We start from the raw sequence: 15,593 nt of genomic DNA, 5'->3' as shown, positions 1-15,593 counted from the left end.
CACTCTTCGCGGCGCGATAGCGATAGGCGCCTCCCCAACGAGAGAGCATGGACATGACCGACTTCGACCCGACCCGGCATCGCATGATCCCCGCGCAACGCTGGTTTGAGGATTTCGTGGTCGGCGAGCGCTTCGTGCTGCCGAGCCGCACCCAGACCTCGGCGGTGTTCGCCGCCTTCCAGACCGCGAGCGGCGACACCCATCCCGTGCATTACGACGTGGAATATTGCCGCAGCCGCGGCATGCCGCATCTGCTCGCCCACGGCTTCCAGACCTTGATCCACACCGCGCCCGGCGCAGGCCTGTTTCCGTTCATGGTCGAGGACTCCCTGGTCGGCTTCCTCGAACAATCGAGCCGGTTCCTCAAACCGGTGTTCGCCGACGACACCATCTATCCCGCGCTCGAGGTCACGGAGCTGGTGCCGGGTCGCACGACCGGCGCGGTGACGCTCAAAAGCACCGTATTCAACCAGCGCAAGGAGCTGGTGCTGGAGGGGATGCAGAAATTCCTGATCCGGAGACGGCCTGCAGGTTAAGCACGGGGTCAAATTCGCAGGATTTCGGCCGATTCAGGGATAAGTCCGGGTTGCCGCGCGGGACCGCCTGCCCTACCTATGGCCCATGAAATTCCTCGACGAAGCAAAGGTCTATATCCGCTCCGGTGACGGCGGGAACGGCTGCGTGGCGTTCCGCCGCGAGAAGTTCATCGAATTCGGCGGTCCTTCCGGCGGCAATGGCGGCCGCGGCGGCAACGTGGTCATCGAGGTCGCCGACGGCCTCAACACGCTGATCGACTACCGCTACCAGCAGCATTTCAAGGCCCAGAAGGGCGAGAACGGCTCGGGCTCGGACCGTCATGGCGCCAACGGCAAGGCCATCGTGCTGAAGGTGCCCGTGGGCACGCAGATCTTCGACGAGGATCGCGAGACCCTGATCCACGACTTCACTGATGTCGGCGAAAAATTCGTGCTGGCCGAGGGCGGCAATGGCGGCTTCGGCAACGCGCATTTCAAGTCGTCGACCAATCGCGCGCCACGCAACGCCAATCCCGGCCAGCCCGGCGAGGAGCGCTGGATCTGGCTGCGGCTGAAACTGATCGCGGATGCCGGCCTGGTCGGCCTGCCCAATGCCGGCAAGTCGACCTTCCTCTCCAAGGTCAGCGCGGCCAAGCCGAAGATCGCCGATTATCCCTTCACCACGCTGCATCCGCAGCTCGGCGTCGTGAATTCCGACGGCCGCGAATTCGTGCTGGCGGACATTCCCGGTCTGATCGAAGGCGCGCATGAAGGCGCCGGCCTCGGCGACCGCTTCCTCGGCCATGTCGAGCGCTGCCGCGTGTTGCTGCATCTGGTCGATGCGACCTGCGAGCATGCCGGCAAGGCGTACAAGACGGTTCGCACGGAGCTCAATGCCTATGGCGGGCTGCTCACCGACAAGATCGAGATCGTCGCACTGAACAAGATCGACGCGGTCGAGCCGGACGAGTTGAAGAAGCAGAAGGACCGGCTGAAGCGCGCCGCCAAGAAGACACCGCTGCTGCTCTCCGGCATCACCGGCGACGGCGTGAAGGAAGCGTTGCGCGCGCTTGTCGACGTGATCGGCGAGGCCCCGGTATCGGCCAAGGCGAAGAGCGCGGCCGAAGCGGAGCCGTGGTCAGCCTGATCTCTCTCCCCACGGTCGTCCCCGCGAAGGCGGGGACCCATACCGCGTGATCTCTAGATTGCGAATGGTCGTAGTACCGAACGACGAGCCTTCGCAAAACTACGTCTTGGGGTTATGGGTCCCTGCTTTCGCAGGGACGACAGCGGAGTCTGCGGCCGCGGGCGCGCGCATCACTGGCTTGTCATCGCGACCGCGATAGCGCAGCATTAAAAGATCAAGAAACGGCAGGGGCGAAGCATGGCGCGCGCGAAGAACGTTCTCTGGATCATGTGCGACCAGCTTCGCTACGACTATCTCGGCTGTACCGGCCATCCGACGCTGAAGACGCCCAACATCGACGCCATGGCCAAGCGTGGCGTGCTCTTCAGCAAGGCGTATGTGCAGTCGCCGATCTGCGGCCCGTCGCGGATGTCGTTCTACACCGGACGCTACATGCGCTCGCACGGCTCGCACTGGAACGGCTGGCCGCTGCGCGTCGGCGAGCCCACGCTCGGCGACCACCTCAAGAAGATCGGCGTGCGCAACGTGCTGGTCGGCAAGACCCACATGGCGCCCGATCTCGAGGGCATGAAGGCGCTCGGCATCCCGCCGGAATCGATGATCGGCGTGCACGTCGCCGAATGCGGGTTCGAGCCTTATGAGCGTGACGACGGCCTGCATCCGACCGGACGGCCGCGCCCGAAATACGATGAGTACCTGCGCAGCCAGGGATTCGAGGCGACCAATCCCTGGGAGCATTGGGCGAATTCAGGCGCGGCGGACGACGGCTCCCTGCAGAACGGCTGGCTCCTGGTGCATGCCGACAAGGCCGCGCGCGTGCCGGACGAGCATTCCGAAACGCCCTACATGACGCGGCGCGCGATGGACTTCATCAGCGAGGCCGAGACCGACGGCAGGCCGTGGTGCCTGCATCTGTCCTACATCAAGCCGCACTGGCCCTATATCGCTCCCGAACCCTACGCGAGCATGTATTCGACCGATGACATGATCCCGGCGATCCGCTCCGAGCGCGAACGCCAGAATCCGCATCCGGTGTTCGGCGCCTACATGGACATGCGCTACTCCCGCAACATGGCACGCGACGAGGCCCGCGAGAAGGTGATCCCGACCTATATGGGCCTGATCACCCAGATCGACGACCAGATGGGCGTGCTGATGAAGTTTCTGGAGGCGCGCGGCCTGCTGGACAGCACCATGATCGTGTTCACCTCCGATCATGGCGACTATCTCGGCGATCACTGGATGGGCGAGAAGGATCTGTTCCACGAGCAGTCGGCGAAAATTCCGTTGATCGTCATCGATCCCTCCAGGGAAGCCGACGCCACGCGTGGCACGCGCAGCGACGCGCTGGTGGAAGGCATCGACCTCGTACCGACCTTCGTCGATTATTTCGGCGGCAAGGTGCCGGGCCACATTCTCGAAGGACGCTCGCTGCTGCCGCTGCTGCGCGGCGAGAGGCCGTCCGACTGGCGCAAGGTCGCGTTCTCCGAATACGACTACGCCATGCAGGATGTGCGGTTGAAGCTGAACCAGCCGATCGAGCGCTGCCGCCTGTTCATGGTGTTCGACGGCCGCTGGAAGTACATCCACGCCTCCGGCTTCCGCCCGATGCTGTATGATCTCGAAACCGATCCGGAAGAGTTTCTGGATCGCGGCGACGATCCGGAGTGTGCCGGCATCATCGCGCGCCTTCAGGCCGAGCTGTTCGACTGGGCGCTGCATCCGAACGATCACATCACCACGCCGCGCGAGAAGATCGCTAACTATGCCGACAACCAGCTCCAGGTGAAGGGCGGGATCCTGATCGGTGTCTGGGACGAAGCCGAGCTCGCGTCGATCAAGGACGGCATCGCGCAGCGCGCGAAGCTCTAAAACCTTCATGGTGAGGAGGCGCGAAGCGCCGTCTCGAACCATGCAGGCCCCCGCTGCACCTTGGCCCTTCATCCTTCGAGACGCCGCTGCTTTGCGGCCCCTTAGGATGCGGAGATAGAAAGAGCGCGCGGCTCTCTCCACTCGTCATGCCCGGGCTTGACCCGGGCATCCACGTCTTGCGTCGATCGCTGATGCGCGTGGATGGCCGGGACAAGCCCGGCCATGACGGCGGAGTATGGAGCACAAGCAGCGCCTCAATTCTCGATCTTGTACCCCGTCGCCTTCACGATCGGCTGCCAGAACGCCGTGTTCGCGGCGAGCTCCTTGGTCAGGCCATCCGCGGTGCTGCCGACCGGGATCAGCCCGATCGCGGTAAGCTTTTCCTTCACCTCGGGCCTGGCGAGCGCGGCACTCGCGGCGGCGCCGAGCTTGCCGGCGAAGTCCGGCGGGCTGCCGGCGGGAAGCCACATGCCGTACCAGGCATCCGCGACGAGATCGATACCGCTCTCCTTCAGCGTCGGGACCTCGGGCGCGAAGGGCGAACGTTCCGCGCTCGCGACCGCGATGATCTTCACGCCCTTGGCGCGATGCTGCGGCAGCGCATCGGCCAGTGTGGTGATTCCGAACGGCAGATGGCCGCCGACGAGGTCGTTGAGAATCGGCGCGCTGCCGCGATAGGGCACGCGGCTCAGGGGAATGCCGAGATCCTTCTCCAGTTTCGAGCCGGCGAAATGCGGAATAGTGCCGTTGCTCGGCACGCCGAACGACGTCTTGTCCGGATGCGCCTTCAGCCATGCCACGAATGACTTGAAATCCGTGGCATCGATCCCCGGACCGATCACGAGCGCGAATTCGAACCGCGCCAGCAGCGACACCGGCATAAAATCCCTGGCCGTGTCGAAGCTCGGCGTCGTCTCCACCATCGGCAGCAGGTACATGGTCGGCCCGGTCGTCACCAGCACCATGCTGCCGTCGGCACTCGCGCCCTTCACCGCCTTGATGCCGATCAGGCCGTCGCCGCCGGTACGGTTCTCGACCACGATGGTCCGCTGCAGCGCCGGCGCCATCTCCTGCGCGATCAGCCGGCACAGCGTGTCGCCGCCCGCCCCCGCCGCGAACGGGAAGATCATCTTTGTCAGCCCGGCCTGCGCTTGCGATCCGCCCGCCTGCGCCAACAGCGGCAACCCGAGACATCCGGCGATGAAGTTGCGGCGATCCATCGGTTTCCTCTTTGCCCATTATGGTTGGCGACAATTAGAGCCAGGCGAGCGTCCCGGACAAGCGCCGTTTACCATTTCGACCGCCTTGCGCCGGCCATCGTCCTGCTGCAAAAGCAGGCCTTAACCGGCGCCGCCTGTCGCTCCGCCGTTTCCGATGCAGAGCAATTCGTCACACGCGCCAATACAAACACACATGGCCAGCCCCGAACTCAGTCAATTCCGCCGCATCGTCGTCAAGGTCGGCTCCGCCCTGCTGGTCGATTCCGACAAGGGCGAGGTGCGCGCCTCCTGGCTCGCCGCGCTCGCCGACGACATGGCCAAGCTGCATCGCGAGGGCCGCGACGTGCTCGTGGTGTCCTCGGGCTCGATCGCACTTGGCCGCAGCCGCCTCAAGCTGCCGCGCGGCCCGCTGAAGCTGGAGGAAAGCCAGGCGGCCGCCGCGGTCGGCCAGATCGCGCTGGCGCGGATCTGGTCGGAGGTGCTCGGGGCCCACGGCATCGGTGCGGGGCAGATCCTGGTCACGCTCCAGGACACCGAGGAGCGCCGCCGCTATCTCAATGCGCGCTCCACCATCGGCAAGCTGCTGGAATGGCGCGCAATCCCCGTCATCAACGAGAACGACACGGTCGCCACCAACGAGATCCGCTACGGCGACAATGACCGCCTCGCCGCGCGCGTCGCCACCATGGCGAGCGCCGATTTGCTGGTGCTGCTGTCCGATATCGACGGGCTCTACGACGCCCCGCCGAAGAACAATCCGAACGCCAAACTCATTCCCGTGGTTGACAGCATCTCCTCGGAGATCGAGGCCGTGGCAGGCGACGCCGAGTCCGAGCTGTCGCGCGGCGGCATGCGCACCAAGGTCGAAGCCGCCAAGATCGCCACGACGGGCGGCACGCATATGCTGATCGCCTCGGGCAAGATCGAGCATCCCCTGCAGGCGATCGCCGACGGCGGCCGCTGCACCTGGTTCCTGACGCCGGCCAACCCCATCACCTCGCGCAAACGCTGGATCGCGGGCACGCTGGAGCCGAAGGGCACGCTGACCATCGATGCCGGCGCCGTGACGGCGCTGCGTGCCGGCGCCAGCCTGCTGCCGGCCGGCGTGATCAAGGTGGAAGGCCAGTTCGCCCGCGGCGATGCCGTGATCGTGCGCGGCCCTGACACCAGCGAGGTCGGCCGCGGCCTGATCGCCTACGATGCCGAGGTCGCCGAGCGGATCAAGGGCCGCTCGTCCCCGGACGTGATGGCCATCCTCGGCATCAGCGGGAGGTCCGAGATGATCCACCGCGACGATCTGGTGGTGGGCGGGTAAGGGCCGCGACGGCCCTTTTCACTGAATTTGCTGGGCCAATGACCTAGCCGGCGCCTCGCCGGAGAGACCAGCCATACCCTCCCGACCCTTCGCAGACGCGGGATTTCCATGCTAGGACACCGCCTTAGCAAAAGGTTGAAGCTCCAATGGCCGCCCCCCTCAAAGCCGTCGACGGCAATGCCGATCTCCAGGCGCTGATGTCCGATCTCGCCGCCCGTGCCCGCGCTGCCGCGCGCGTGCTGGCGCTGGCGCCGCCGGAGCAGAAGAACCGGGCGCTCGAGGCCATGGAGCGGGCGATCCGCGCGAATTCTGCGGCGATCCTTGCCGCCAATGCCGAGGACGTCGCGGATGCCCGGGCCTCGGGCACCATGATCGCCTCCTTCATCGACCGCCTGACGCTGACACCTGCGCGCGTCGAGTCGATGGCCGAGGGCATCGGTATCGTGCGCGGCATCGCCGATCCGATCGGCATCGTCACCGAGAGCTGGCAGCGGCCGAACGGCATGACCATCGAGCGCGTGCGCGTGCCGCTCGGCGTCGTCGGCGTGATCTTCGAGAGCCGGCCGAACGTTGCGGCGGATGCCGGCGTGCTGTGCCTGAAGTCCGGCAATGCGGTGATCCTGCGCGGCGGCTCCGACAGTTTTCGTTCGTGCCGCGCGATCCATGAATGTCTCGTCCAGGGCCTGCGTGAAGCGGGCCTCCCCGAGGCGGCGATCACGCTGGTGCCGACGCGCGACCGCGCGGCGGTCGGCATGATGCTGTCAGGGTTGAACGGCGCCATCGACGTGATCGTTCCGCGCGGAGGCAAGAGCCTCGTCGCGCGCGTCGAGCAGGAAGCCCGCGTGCCCGTGTTCGCGCATCTCGAAGGCGTCAACCACGTCTATATCGATGCCAGCGCCGACCTCGCCATGGCGAAGTCGATCGTGCTCAACGCCAAGATGCGCCGCACCGGCGTCTGCGGCGCGGCCGAGACGCTGCTGGTCGATCGCGCCGCTGCCGCCAAAAATTTGAAGCCGCTGGTCGAGATGCTGATCGAGGCCGGCTGCGAAGTGCGCGGCGACGCCGCCGTGCAGAAGACCGATGCGCGCGTCAAGCCTGCCAGCGAAGACGATTGGGACACCGAATATCTCGACGCCATCATCGCGGCGAAGGTGGTGGACGGTGTCGACGGCGCGATCGCGCATATCCAGAACCACGGCTCGCATCACACCGACGCGATCGTGAGCGCGGATGAGGCTGCTGCGAAGAAATTCCTGAGCGAGGTCGATTCCGCGATCGTGCTGCACAATGCCTCGACGCAGTTCGCCGACGGCGGCGAGTTCGGTTTCGGCGCCGAGATCGGCATCGCCACCGGCCGATTCCACGCCCGTGGTCCTGTTGGCGCCGAGCAGCTCACGAGCTTCAAATATCGCGTCCACGGCACAGGTCAGACGCGGCCGTAAGTCATGTCGCGAGGCGTGGGGCATTGAGTAACAATTTCGTCGCGCCACGTTTCTTCGCGCAGGCCATTCCGCCCTACACCGAAGGCATGCGCGTCGGCCTGCTCGGCGGCTCGTTCAATCCGCCGCACGAGGCCCATCGCGCCATCAGCCAGTTCGCGCTGAAACGCCTCCGACTCGACCGCGTGTGGTGGCTGGTGACGCCGGGCAATCCGCTGAAGGAGAACGGCACGCTGCATGAGCTCGGCGCGCGCATGCAGGCCGCGCGCGACGTCGCCGACGATCCCAGGATCGAGGTGAGCTGTCTCGAATCCGTCATTCGTACCCGCTACACTATCGACACGATCAACACCCTGCGCCGCCGTCTCAGTGGCTTGCGCTTTGTCTGGATCATGGGCGCCGACAATCTCGCTCAATTCCATCGTTGGCAGCACTGGCGGCGCATCGCCGACCAGGTGCCGATTGCGGTCATCGATCGCCCGCCGCAGAGTTTTCGCGCCCTCGCCTCGCCCGCTGCCCAGGCCCTTGCACGCTACCGCGTGCCCGAGACGGACGCGGCATTGCTTGCGGATCGGCCGGCGCCGGCCTGGGTCTTTCTGACCGGGTTGAAACTGAACCTGTCCTCGACCGGCTTGCGGAACCCGGACGGGAGCTGGAAAGGTCCGAAGTGAGACGAAGTGTGTGGACGTTGTGGGGATTTCGGACTCTCTGGCATATTGAAACCCTTAACCCCACATGATGTAGTGTAACCGGTGAGCGTCGGATTCGGCGTTCGCGATACAGTGAAAGGAATGGTCCCTGACCACATCTGTATTGTCCAAGTCTGTTTTACCCAAGGTAGCGAAACCGGCGCGTAAAACATCGACCAAAGCTGCGGCCTTGAAGGCGCAACCCGGCGCCGACAAGACGCTGAGCCTGATCCTCTCCCGCCTCGACGACATGAAGGCGGAAGAGACGGTCACCATCGACCTTCGCGGCAAATCGGCGTACTCCGACTACATGATCGTCACCACCGGCCGGGTGAACCGGCACGTCGGTGCGATCGCGGACAACGTCGCCAAGGGCCTCAAGGAAAACGGCATCAAGAACATCCACGTCGAGGGCTTGCCCAATTGCGACTGGGTGCTGATCGATTCCGGCGATGTGATCGTGCACGTGTTCAGACCCGAGGTCCGCGAGTTCTACAATCTCGAGAGATTGTACACCCAGGGCCCTGGGGCGGCGAAGGCGATCTAGGCTCATCGAGCCGATTTCGAATCGGCTGACGCGCATGCTAGCGTCGTGCGCGCGCATATTGCGCGCGGTCTTGAAACACGACCTGAAGATATCATGCGCGTTGCTGTCATTGCGGTGGGCCGGCTGAAGCAGGGCCCCGAACGGGAGCTTGCCGACCGCTATTTCGAGCGGTTCGACGAAGCCGGCCGCAAGCTCGGATTCCGCGAGCTCACCATCCACGAAGTCCCCGAAAGCCGTGCGCGCGACACCGCGACTCGGATGGCCGAAGAGGCCGCGGCGATCGGTGCGCACATCCCGGAAAAATCGATCCTGGTGGCGCTGGACGAGCGCGGCCAGAATCTCGACTCCACCGTATTCGCACGGCACCTCGGGCGCTGGCGCGACGAGGGTGCCGGACATACTATCTTCGTGATCGGAGGGGCGGACGGACTTTCGCCCGAATTGCGCCGTAAGGCCAAGCTCGCGATCGCGTTCGGCTCTGCGACCTGGCCGCACCAAATGGTCCGCGTCATGCTTCTGGAACAGCTTTATCGGGCCGCCACCATTCTGGCCGGCCACCCCTATCACCGCGCATGATGCGCGCACAACGAGCACCTTTGCGTAAAGCGATGCGAGCGCCGATCCTCAACCTGCTGCTGATCGCCGGCGTTACGGGCGCAAGCCTCGCGCAAGCTCAGACGCAAGGTCAGATAATTGCGCCCGCGCCACAGACGGCGGCCGCCTCGCCCGATGCGATCAAGCAGCGCGAGCAGGAGCTCGAGGCCGCCCGCGCGAGGCAGAAGAGCGCCGAGGAAGCGCAGGCCAAGCTCAAGGCCGAAATCAGCTCGCTCGGCCAGGACCGCACCCAGCTCAATCAGCAGCTGATCGACACCGCAGCCAATGTGCGGGCCGTCGAGACCAAGATCGACGAAGCCGAAGCGCGGCTGCGTTCGCTCAACGGCCGCGAGCAGCAGATGCGCACCTCGCTGGAGTCGCGCCGCGCCGACATCGTCGAGGTGCTGGCAGCGTTGCAGCGCGCCGGCCGGCGCACGCCGCCGGCGCTGTTGGTGCGGCCCGAAGACGCGCTGCAATCACTGCGCACCGCCATGCTGCTCGGCGCCGTGGTGCCGGAATTGCGCGGCCGCGCCGAGAAGCTCGCGGGCGACCTCGGCGAGCTCGTGGCCTTGCGCAAGAACATCGCCGCCGAACGCGACCAGCTCGCCACCGACCGCGACAAGGTCCGCAATGACCAGACCCGGCTCACCGCCCTGGTCGACGAGCGGCAGCGCCAGCAGGCGTCGCGTGAAAAAGACCTCGACGCCGAGAACTCGCGCGCCATCGCGCTCTCCAGGCAGGTCGGCGATCTCCAGGGGCTGATCACCAAGATGGAGCAGGATCTGCAGAGCGCCGCCGAGGCCGCCAAGCAGGCCGAGGCCAAGGCGGCCGCCAGCGCCAAGCCCGGTCCGGGGACTTTCAAGGACCGGTCCCGGACCACCCCGGCGATCGCCTTCGCGGCGGCCAAGGGGCTCCTGCCTCTGCCGGTTAACGGTAACAAGATCAGGGATTTTGGCGGTTCCGACGGGGTCGGCGGTGTCCAGAAGGGCATTTCGCTGGCAACCAGGCCCGGCTCCCAGGTCACGACGCCGTGTGATGGCTGGGTTGTCTATTCAGGCCCGTTCCGCAGCTATGGACAACTCTTGATCCTCAACGCCGGGGGCGGGTATCATGTCCTGATCGCCGGGATGGAGCGCATTTCGGTTAACATCGGTCAGTTTGTGCTCACGGGGGAACCGGTCGCGACTATGGGGTCGACCTCTCAAGTCGCCTCCATTCTCGCCACGAACGCGAGTCAACCTGTGCTGTATGTCGAGTTCCGTAAGGACGGCACTCCAATCGATCCAGGCCCATGGTGGGCCGCAAATGAAGGCGAGAAGGTTCGCGGATGATGCGCAAGACTTCAGTTATCCTCCTCAGCGCGGCCACCGGTGCTGCGCTGACGCTGTTCGTGACCCAGCCGCGCGCGGTCTTCATGGGCTCCAGCGCGCGAGCCGCCACCGCAGACACCTATCGCCAGCTCAATCTGTTCGGCGACGTGTTCGAGCGCGTGCGCTCGGACTATGTCGAGAAGCCCGATGACACCAAGCTGATCGAATCCGCGATCAGCGGCATGCTCACCGGCCTCGATCCGCATTCGAGCTACATGGACGCCAAGAGCTTCCGCGACATGCAGGTGCAGACCCGCGGTGAGTTCGGCGGCCTCGGCATCGAAGTCACGATGGAGGACGGCCTGATCAAGGTGGTTTCGCCGATCGACGACACGCCCGCTTCGCGCGCCGGCGTCATGGCCAACGACATCATCACCAATCTCGACGACGAAGCCGTGCAGGGCCTGACCTTGAACCAGGCGGTCGAGAAGATGCGCGGTCCGGTCAACACCAAGATCAAGCTCAAGATCATCCGCAAGGGCCAGGACAATCCGATCGACGTCACGCTGGTGCGCGACAACATTCGCGTCCGCTCGGTGCGCGCGCGCATCGAGGCCGACGACATCGCCTATATCCGCATCACCACCTTCAACGAGCAGACCACCGAAGGCCTGAAGCGCGAGGTCGCCAACCTCTCGAATCAGATCGGCGACAAGCTGAAGGGCTACATCATCGACCTCCGCAACAACCCGGGCGGCCTGCTCGAGGAAGCGGTCACCGTCTCCGACTCGTTCCTGGAGAAGGGCGAGATCGTCTCGACCCGCGGCCGCAATGCCGAGGAGACCCAGCGCCGCACCGCGCATGCGGGCGACCTCACCAAGGGCAAGCCTGTCATCGTGCTGGTCAATGGCGGTTCCGCTTCGGCATCGGAAATCGTCGCCGGCGCTCTCCAGGACCACAAGCGCGCGACCATCGTCGGCACGCGCTCGTTCGGCAAGGGCTCGGTGCAGACCATCATTCCGCTCGGCTCGGGCAATGGCGCACTGCGTCTGACCACGGCGCGCTACTACACGCCGTCGGGCAAGTCGATCCAGGCCAAGGGCATCGTGCCCGACATCGAAGTGCTCCAGGACGTGCCGGACGAGCTGAAGTCGCGCACCGACACCAAGGGCGAGGCTTCGCTGCGCGGCCATCTCAAGAACGACGGCGACGAGAAGACCGGCTCGCAGTCCTATGTTCCGCCGGACGCCAAGGACGACAAGGCGCTCAAGCTCGCGGACGACCTGCTCCACGGCATCAAGAACAGCGCCTCCGCGGCGCCGACGCCGGGCGACAACAAGGCCACGACCGACAAGCCCAAAGCGGCGAACTAAGTCGGCGCGTCATCTCATCTCTCGAAAAGGGCGGCTCCCGGAGCCGCCCTTTTTGCTTGGGGCTCCTGCGACCCCCGGCCTATCCCGGCCTGACGCCGCTTGACCTCGGCGTGGTATCGTCGGCGGGAGTGATTCGGGATCTCGCATGACTGAAACGGCCGATGATCTGAGCGCCCCGCTCGGACAGGACAAGCCGCGCCGGAAACGGCGGCTGCGGCTGCCGTTCACAGCCATGCAGGCCCTCGCGGTCATGCTTGGCCTGTTCCTGGTCGCCTTCGCCGGCTTCGCCATCTTCAACAAGGATCCGCTCGGCGGCGAGCCGATGACGCGGATTGCGATCCGCGAGCCCAGGGCCACCGACGAGAAGCCGGCCGCCGCGGGCCTTGGCCAGGAGAGCAAGCCAGAGAACAAGCACGAGGCCAAGGAGGCGCCGAAGCAGGCTGGCGAGCAGAAGACCGTCACCATGATCGACGGTTCCACCGGCACGCGCCACGACGTGGTGATCGGTGGCGGCGATGCCGCCGACAAGGGCGACGCGGCCGCCGCCTCCGCCCCACCGCCCGTCATGGCCGGGATCGACCCGAAACTGCTGGAAAAATCGCGCTACGGCATGATCCCCGTAACCGCCGAGGGCGCGAAGCCGTTCAACGTCTATGCGGCGGATGCCGACCGCGCCAAGGCCGCGAAGATGCCCGTGGTCGCGATCCTGATCGGCGGCCTCGGCGTCGGCGCGGCCAAGACCACTGACGCGATCATGCGGCTACCGCCGGCGGTGACGCTGGCCTTCACGCCCTATGGCGCCGATCCCGGCAAGCTCGCCGAGCGGGCCCGCGCCCAGCGCCACGAGATCTTCCTCCAGATCCCTATGGAGCCCTACGACTTCCCGGACAACGACCCGGGCCCGCAGACGCTGCTGACCTCGCTCACCACCGACCAGAACATGGACCGCCTGTACTGGCACCTGAGCCGGATGCAGGGCTATGCCGGCCTCACCAATTTCATGGGCGCCCGCTTCGTGGCGACCGACGCCGCGATGCAGCCGATCATCCGCGAGGCGGCCAAGCGCGGCCTCGGCTTCTTCGACGACGGCTCCTCGCCGCGCAGCATCGCGCCCCAGGCCGCGGGCAGCCAGGCGATGCCGTTCGGCAAGGGCGACATCGCGATCGATGTGGTGCCGACACCCGCGGAGATCGACCGCGCCCTGAACAAGCTCGAATCGATGGCGCGCGAGCGCGGCGTCGCCATCGGCACCGCCTCCGCCCTGCCGGTCTCGATCGAACGCATCGGCAGCTGGACCAAGACATTGAGTGACCGGGGTATCCTTTTGGTGCCATTGACAACAGCGATGCTGAAATCAAAATCCAGCTAAATCAACGGATTGGTACGGCACGGGCCCTCGGGGCCGGCATACCCACCAAAAACACGCGAGAGGTCTGGCGGAATGGCGCGTTACGAGGATCTGCCCTACCGTACTTGCGTCGGTGTGATGCTGATCAACAAGAAGGGTCTGGTGTTCATCGGCCGACGCGCCGGTGGCGTCGAGCATGTCGACGACGCCCATGTCTGGCAGATGCCGCAGGGCGGCGTCGATCCCGGTGAGGACACCTGGGAGGCCGCCAAGCGCGAGCTCTATGAGGAGACCAGCGTGCGCTCGGTCGAGCGGCTCGGCGAGGTTCCGGACTGGCTGGTCTACGACATCCCGCGCACGGTTGCCGGGCGCGCCTGGAAGGGCCGCTATCGCGGCCAGCGCCAGAAATGGTTCGCGGTCCGGTTCACCGGCAAGGACAGCGAGATCAATGTCGAAAAGCCCGGCGGCGGCCACAAGGCCGAATTCGTGAGCTGGCGCTGGGAGCCGATGAAGAACCTGACCGGGCTGATCATCCCGTTCAAGCGCCCGGTCTATGAGCGCGTCGTGAAGGAATTTTCCGCGCTGGCGGATGAATAAATCAAATCGTCATCCCGGGTTCGGTGCTAATGCATCGCCGGAATGACGATGAAAGACGCGCGCGTGACCAATCAAAAGCCCTACCGTCCCAACGTGGGGATCGCCCTCTTCAATGCCGATGGCCGCGTGCTGATCGGTCACCGCTTCAAGGGCGACGGCCCCGAAATCATCCTGCCGGGCCTCGACTGGCAGATGCCGCAAGGCGGTGTCGATGAGGGCGAGAACCTGCGCGATGCGGCGCTGCGCGAGCTCTGGGAAGAGACCAGCGTCAAGAGTGCGGACTATCTCGGCGAGACAGACTGGCTGACTTACGAATTCCCGCCCTACGACGGGCCGCAGACGCACCGGCTGGCGAAGTTCCGCGGGCAGCGCCAGAAATGGTTCGCGCTGCGCATCACCGGCCGCGACGACGAGATCGATCCGCTGACGCCGCGCAACGAACAGCCCGCGGAGTTCGACGCCTGGCGTTGGGAGCGGCTCGACCGCGTCGCCGATCTCGTGGTGCCGTTCCGCCGCGAGGTCTATCGCGCGGTCGCGCAGCAGTTTGCGCCCTTCGCAAACTAAAACTGCGAAAACAACCCCATGCACAATAGCCGGCGATTGCCGGCGCGATGGGCAGTGGTCGTTGCGAAGTTTTTGAAGCGTCGGAGAGAATCGGCCGCGGGGCGCAAGCGGCGTGGCGGCGGTCAAAAACTCCCTTGCAGAGCTGTTTGGGCCAACAGCAACGCTCTCTCCGATCGCAGCAAGCTCTAATTCGTCGGTCCGACCGTGAACGGGCCGATCGCGATGACGTGGCAATCGCTGTCGCGCTTGGCGCAGTCGGCCAGCGCGGAATTGACGGCGGTCTGCTCGTCTGCGGCCTTCAGGCCGAGGCCCGGCCGGCCCGCGGTCCCGACCGCGACTGCGTTCCAGCCCATGCCATCGGCGAGCTTGCGCACGACCTCGGCGCGCGCGTCGGCCGCGATCGAGGCGTTGGACGCGGCATGGAAGAAGCCGGTGATCCTGAGCAGGGTCGGGATCGGCACGACGAAATTGTCGTCGACCGCGACGATCAGACAGGCCACGCCGGCGATGGCGCCGCACGATTCCAGCGAACGCCGCGTCGAATCGTCGACGGATGACGCGCCCAGCACCATGAAATATTGACCGCCCGGGCCGAGCGCGATGGCGCGGGATTTCGCCGCCGGCACGAACATGTTCTCGAGCCGGACTTTTGCCGGATCGCGCACCATCGGAAAATCCTTCGGCGCGAAGGCCCGCTCAGTCATGGCGTCGTGGCGCACCCAGGGCTGCGGCGGCATCGGCGGCTTGCCGTGCGTGTAGACGACGTCGTTGCCGACCGCATAGAGCTCGCAACGTCGCGGCGATTGCGCGGCATCGGCGCGCTTCTGGCACTGCTCGAGCGCCATGTTGCGCGCGGCTTCCTCGGTCGGCTGGTTCAACGCCGCGCCTGTGAAGCCGCCGATGTTGAGCGCGAAGGCCTTGTAGTCGCCGGAGGCGGAATAGTCGCCGGCCAGACCCCGCGGGTCACTTCAAATTCCTCCGGGTGTGGTCAGTCAAATTCCTCCACCCGCGAGGCAGGACAAGGGACTGTTAGTTTGAGTTTGTTTCCCGGGCAAGAGCTTCA

General features: G+C 65.6%; 14 protein-coding genes and 1 pseudogene. 13 read left to right on the top strand and 2 right to left on the bottom strand.

Annotated features, from left to right (window positions below; all coding sequences use genetic code 11):
- The first annotated feature begins 53 nt into the window (after nt 1–53).
- From QJT78_RS20740 to QJT78_RS20730, 3 genes are all read left to right on the top strand, one after another.
- The gene (locus tag QJT78_RS20740; RefSeq protein ID WP_014490587.1) at nt 54–536 is read left to right on the top strand and encodes a MaoC family dehydratase; all 483 of its coding nucleotides are present in this window, start codon (nt 54–56) and stop codon (nt 534–536) included.
- 85 nt (nt 537–621) lie between these two features.
- Nucleotides 622–1,662: a GTPase ObgE gene (gene obgE, locus QJT78_RS20735; protein ID WP_028149985.1), complete on the top strand. Its 1,041-nt coding sequence runs from the start codon at nt 622–624 to the stop codon at nt 1,660–1,662.
- A 237-nt stretch (nt 1,663–1,899) separates the two neighbouring features.
- A complete protein-coding gene (locus tag QJT78_RS20730; RefSeq protein ID WP_028149986.1) occupies nt 1,900–3,534 on the top strand; it encodes an alkaline phosphatase family protein in 1,635 nt (544 codons plus the stop codon).
- Between the two features lie 254 nt (nt 3,535–3,788).
- On the opposite strand, the gene QJT78_RS20725 is transcribed toward QJT78_RS20730, so the two are convergent.
- Nucleotides 3,789–4,754 (bottom strand): Bug family tripartite tricarboxylate transporter substrate binding protein, encoded by a 966-nt coding sequence (locus QJT78_RS20725; protein ID WP_038943174.1) that lies wholly within the window; start codon nt 4,752–4,754, stop codon nt 3,789–3,791.
- Between the two features lie 193 nt (nt 4,755–4,947).
- Between QJT78_RS20725 and proB the strand changes: the two genes are divergently transcribed.
- The 10 genes from proB (at nt 4,948) to QJT78_RS20675 (ending at nt 14,530) form a co-directional block, all read left to right on the top strand.
- Nucleotides 4,948–6,069 carry a glutamate 5-kinase gene (proB, locus tag QJT78_RS20720; protein ID WP_028149988.1) on the top strand — a complete coding sequence of 374 codons (1,122 nt, stop codon included), beginning with the start codon at nt 4,948–4,950 and terminating at the stop codon, nt 6,067–6,069.
- A gap of 146 nt (nt 6,070–6,215) precedes the next feature.
- The gene (locus QJT78_RS20715) at nt 6,216–7,511 is read left to right on the top strand and encodes a glutamate-5-semialdehyde dehydrogenase (RefSeq protein WP_028149989.1); all 1,296 of its coding nucleotides are present in this window, start codon (nt 6,216–6,218) and stop codon (nt 7,509–7,511) included.
- A 23-nt stretch (nt 7,512–7,534) separates the two neighbouring features.
- A complete protein-coding gene (locus QJT78_RS20710; RefSeq protein ID WP_028149990.1) occupies nt 7,535–8,179 on the top strand; it encodes a nicotinate-nucleotide adenylyltransferase in 645 nt (214 codons plus the stop codon).
- A 208-nt stretch (nt 8,180–8,387) separates the two neighbouring features.
- On the top strand, nt 8,388–8,744 hold the full coding sequence (rsfS, locus tag QJT78_RS20705; protein WP_028149991.1) for a ribosome silencing factor: 357 nt from the start codon (nt 8,388–8,390) through the stop codon (nt 8,742–8,744).
- Between the two features lie 93 nt (nt 8,745–8,837).
- Nucleotides 8,838–9,320: a 23S rRNA (pseudouridine(1915)-N(3))-methyltransferase RlmH gene (rlmH, locus tag QJT78_RS20700; RefSeq protein WP_028149992.1), complete on the top strand. Its 483-nt coding sequence runs from the start codon at nt 8,838–8,840 to the stop codon at nt 9,318–9,320.
- 32 nt (nt 9,321–9,352) lie between these two features.
- Nucleotides 9,353–10,669 carry a peptidoglycan DD-metalloendopeptidase family protein gene (locus QJT78_RS20695; protein ID WP_281460286.1) on the top strand — a complete coding sequence of 439 codons (1,317 nt, stop codon included), beginning with the start codon at nt 9,353–9,355 and terminating at the stop codon, nt 10,667–10,669.
- A complete protein-coding gene (locus QJT78_RS20690; protein WP_014490597.1) occupies nt 10,666–12,021 on the top strand; it encodes a S41 family peptidase in 1,356 nt (451 codons plus the stop codon). The genes QJT78_RS20695 and QJT78_RS20690 overlap by 4 nt, the downstream gene beginning before the upstream one ends.
- Before the next feature lie 145 nt (nt 12,022–12,166).
- Nucleotides 12,167–13,390, top strand: coding sequence for a divergent polysaccharide deacetylase family protein (locus tag QJT78_RS20685; protein WP_028149994.1), 1,224 nt, complete (start codon nt 12,167–12,169; stop codon nt 13,388–13,390).
- 72 nt (nt 13,391–13,462) lie between these two features.
- A complete protein-coding gene (locus QJT78_RS20680) occupies nt 13,463–13,966 on the top strand; it encodes an RNA pyrophosphohydrolase (RefSeq protein WP_028149995.1) in 504 nt (167 codons plus the stop codon).
- 63 nt (nt 13,967–14,029) lie between these two features.
- Entirely contained in the window at nt 14,030–14,530 is a 501-nt protein-coding gene (locus QJT78_RS20675) for an RNA pyrophosphohydrolase (RefSeq protein ID WP_028149996.1), read from the top strand.
- A gap of 185 nt (nt 14,531–14,715) precedes the next feature.
- Here QJT78_RS20675 and QJT78_RS20670 read toward each other — a convergent pair.
- Nucleotides 14,716–15,483 (bottom strand): annotated as a pseudogene (locus QJT78_RS20670) (adenylate/guanylate cyclase domain-containing protein); the annotation flags it as partial.
- Nucleotides 15,484–15,593: the final 110 nt, after the last annotated feature.

It is taken from the genome of Bradyrhizobium sp. Mp27 (assembly GCF_029953005.1).
Taxonomy (GTDB): domain Bacteria; phylum Pseudomonadota; class Alphaproteobacteria; order Rhizobiales; family Xanthobacteraceae; genus Bradyrhizobium; species Bradyrhizobium barranii.
This window is presented reverse-complemented; position numbering and strand designations above follow the sequence as displayed.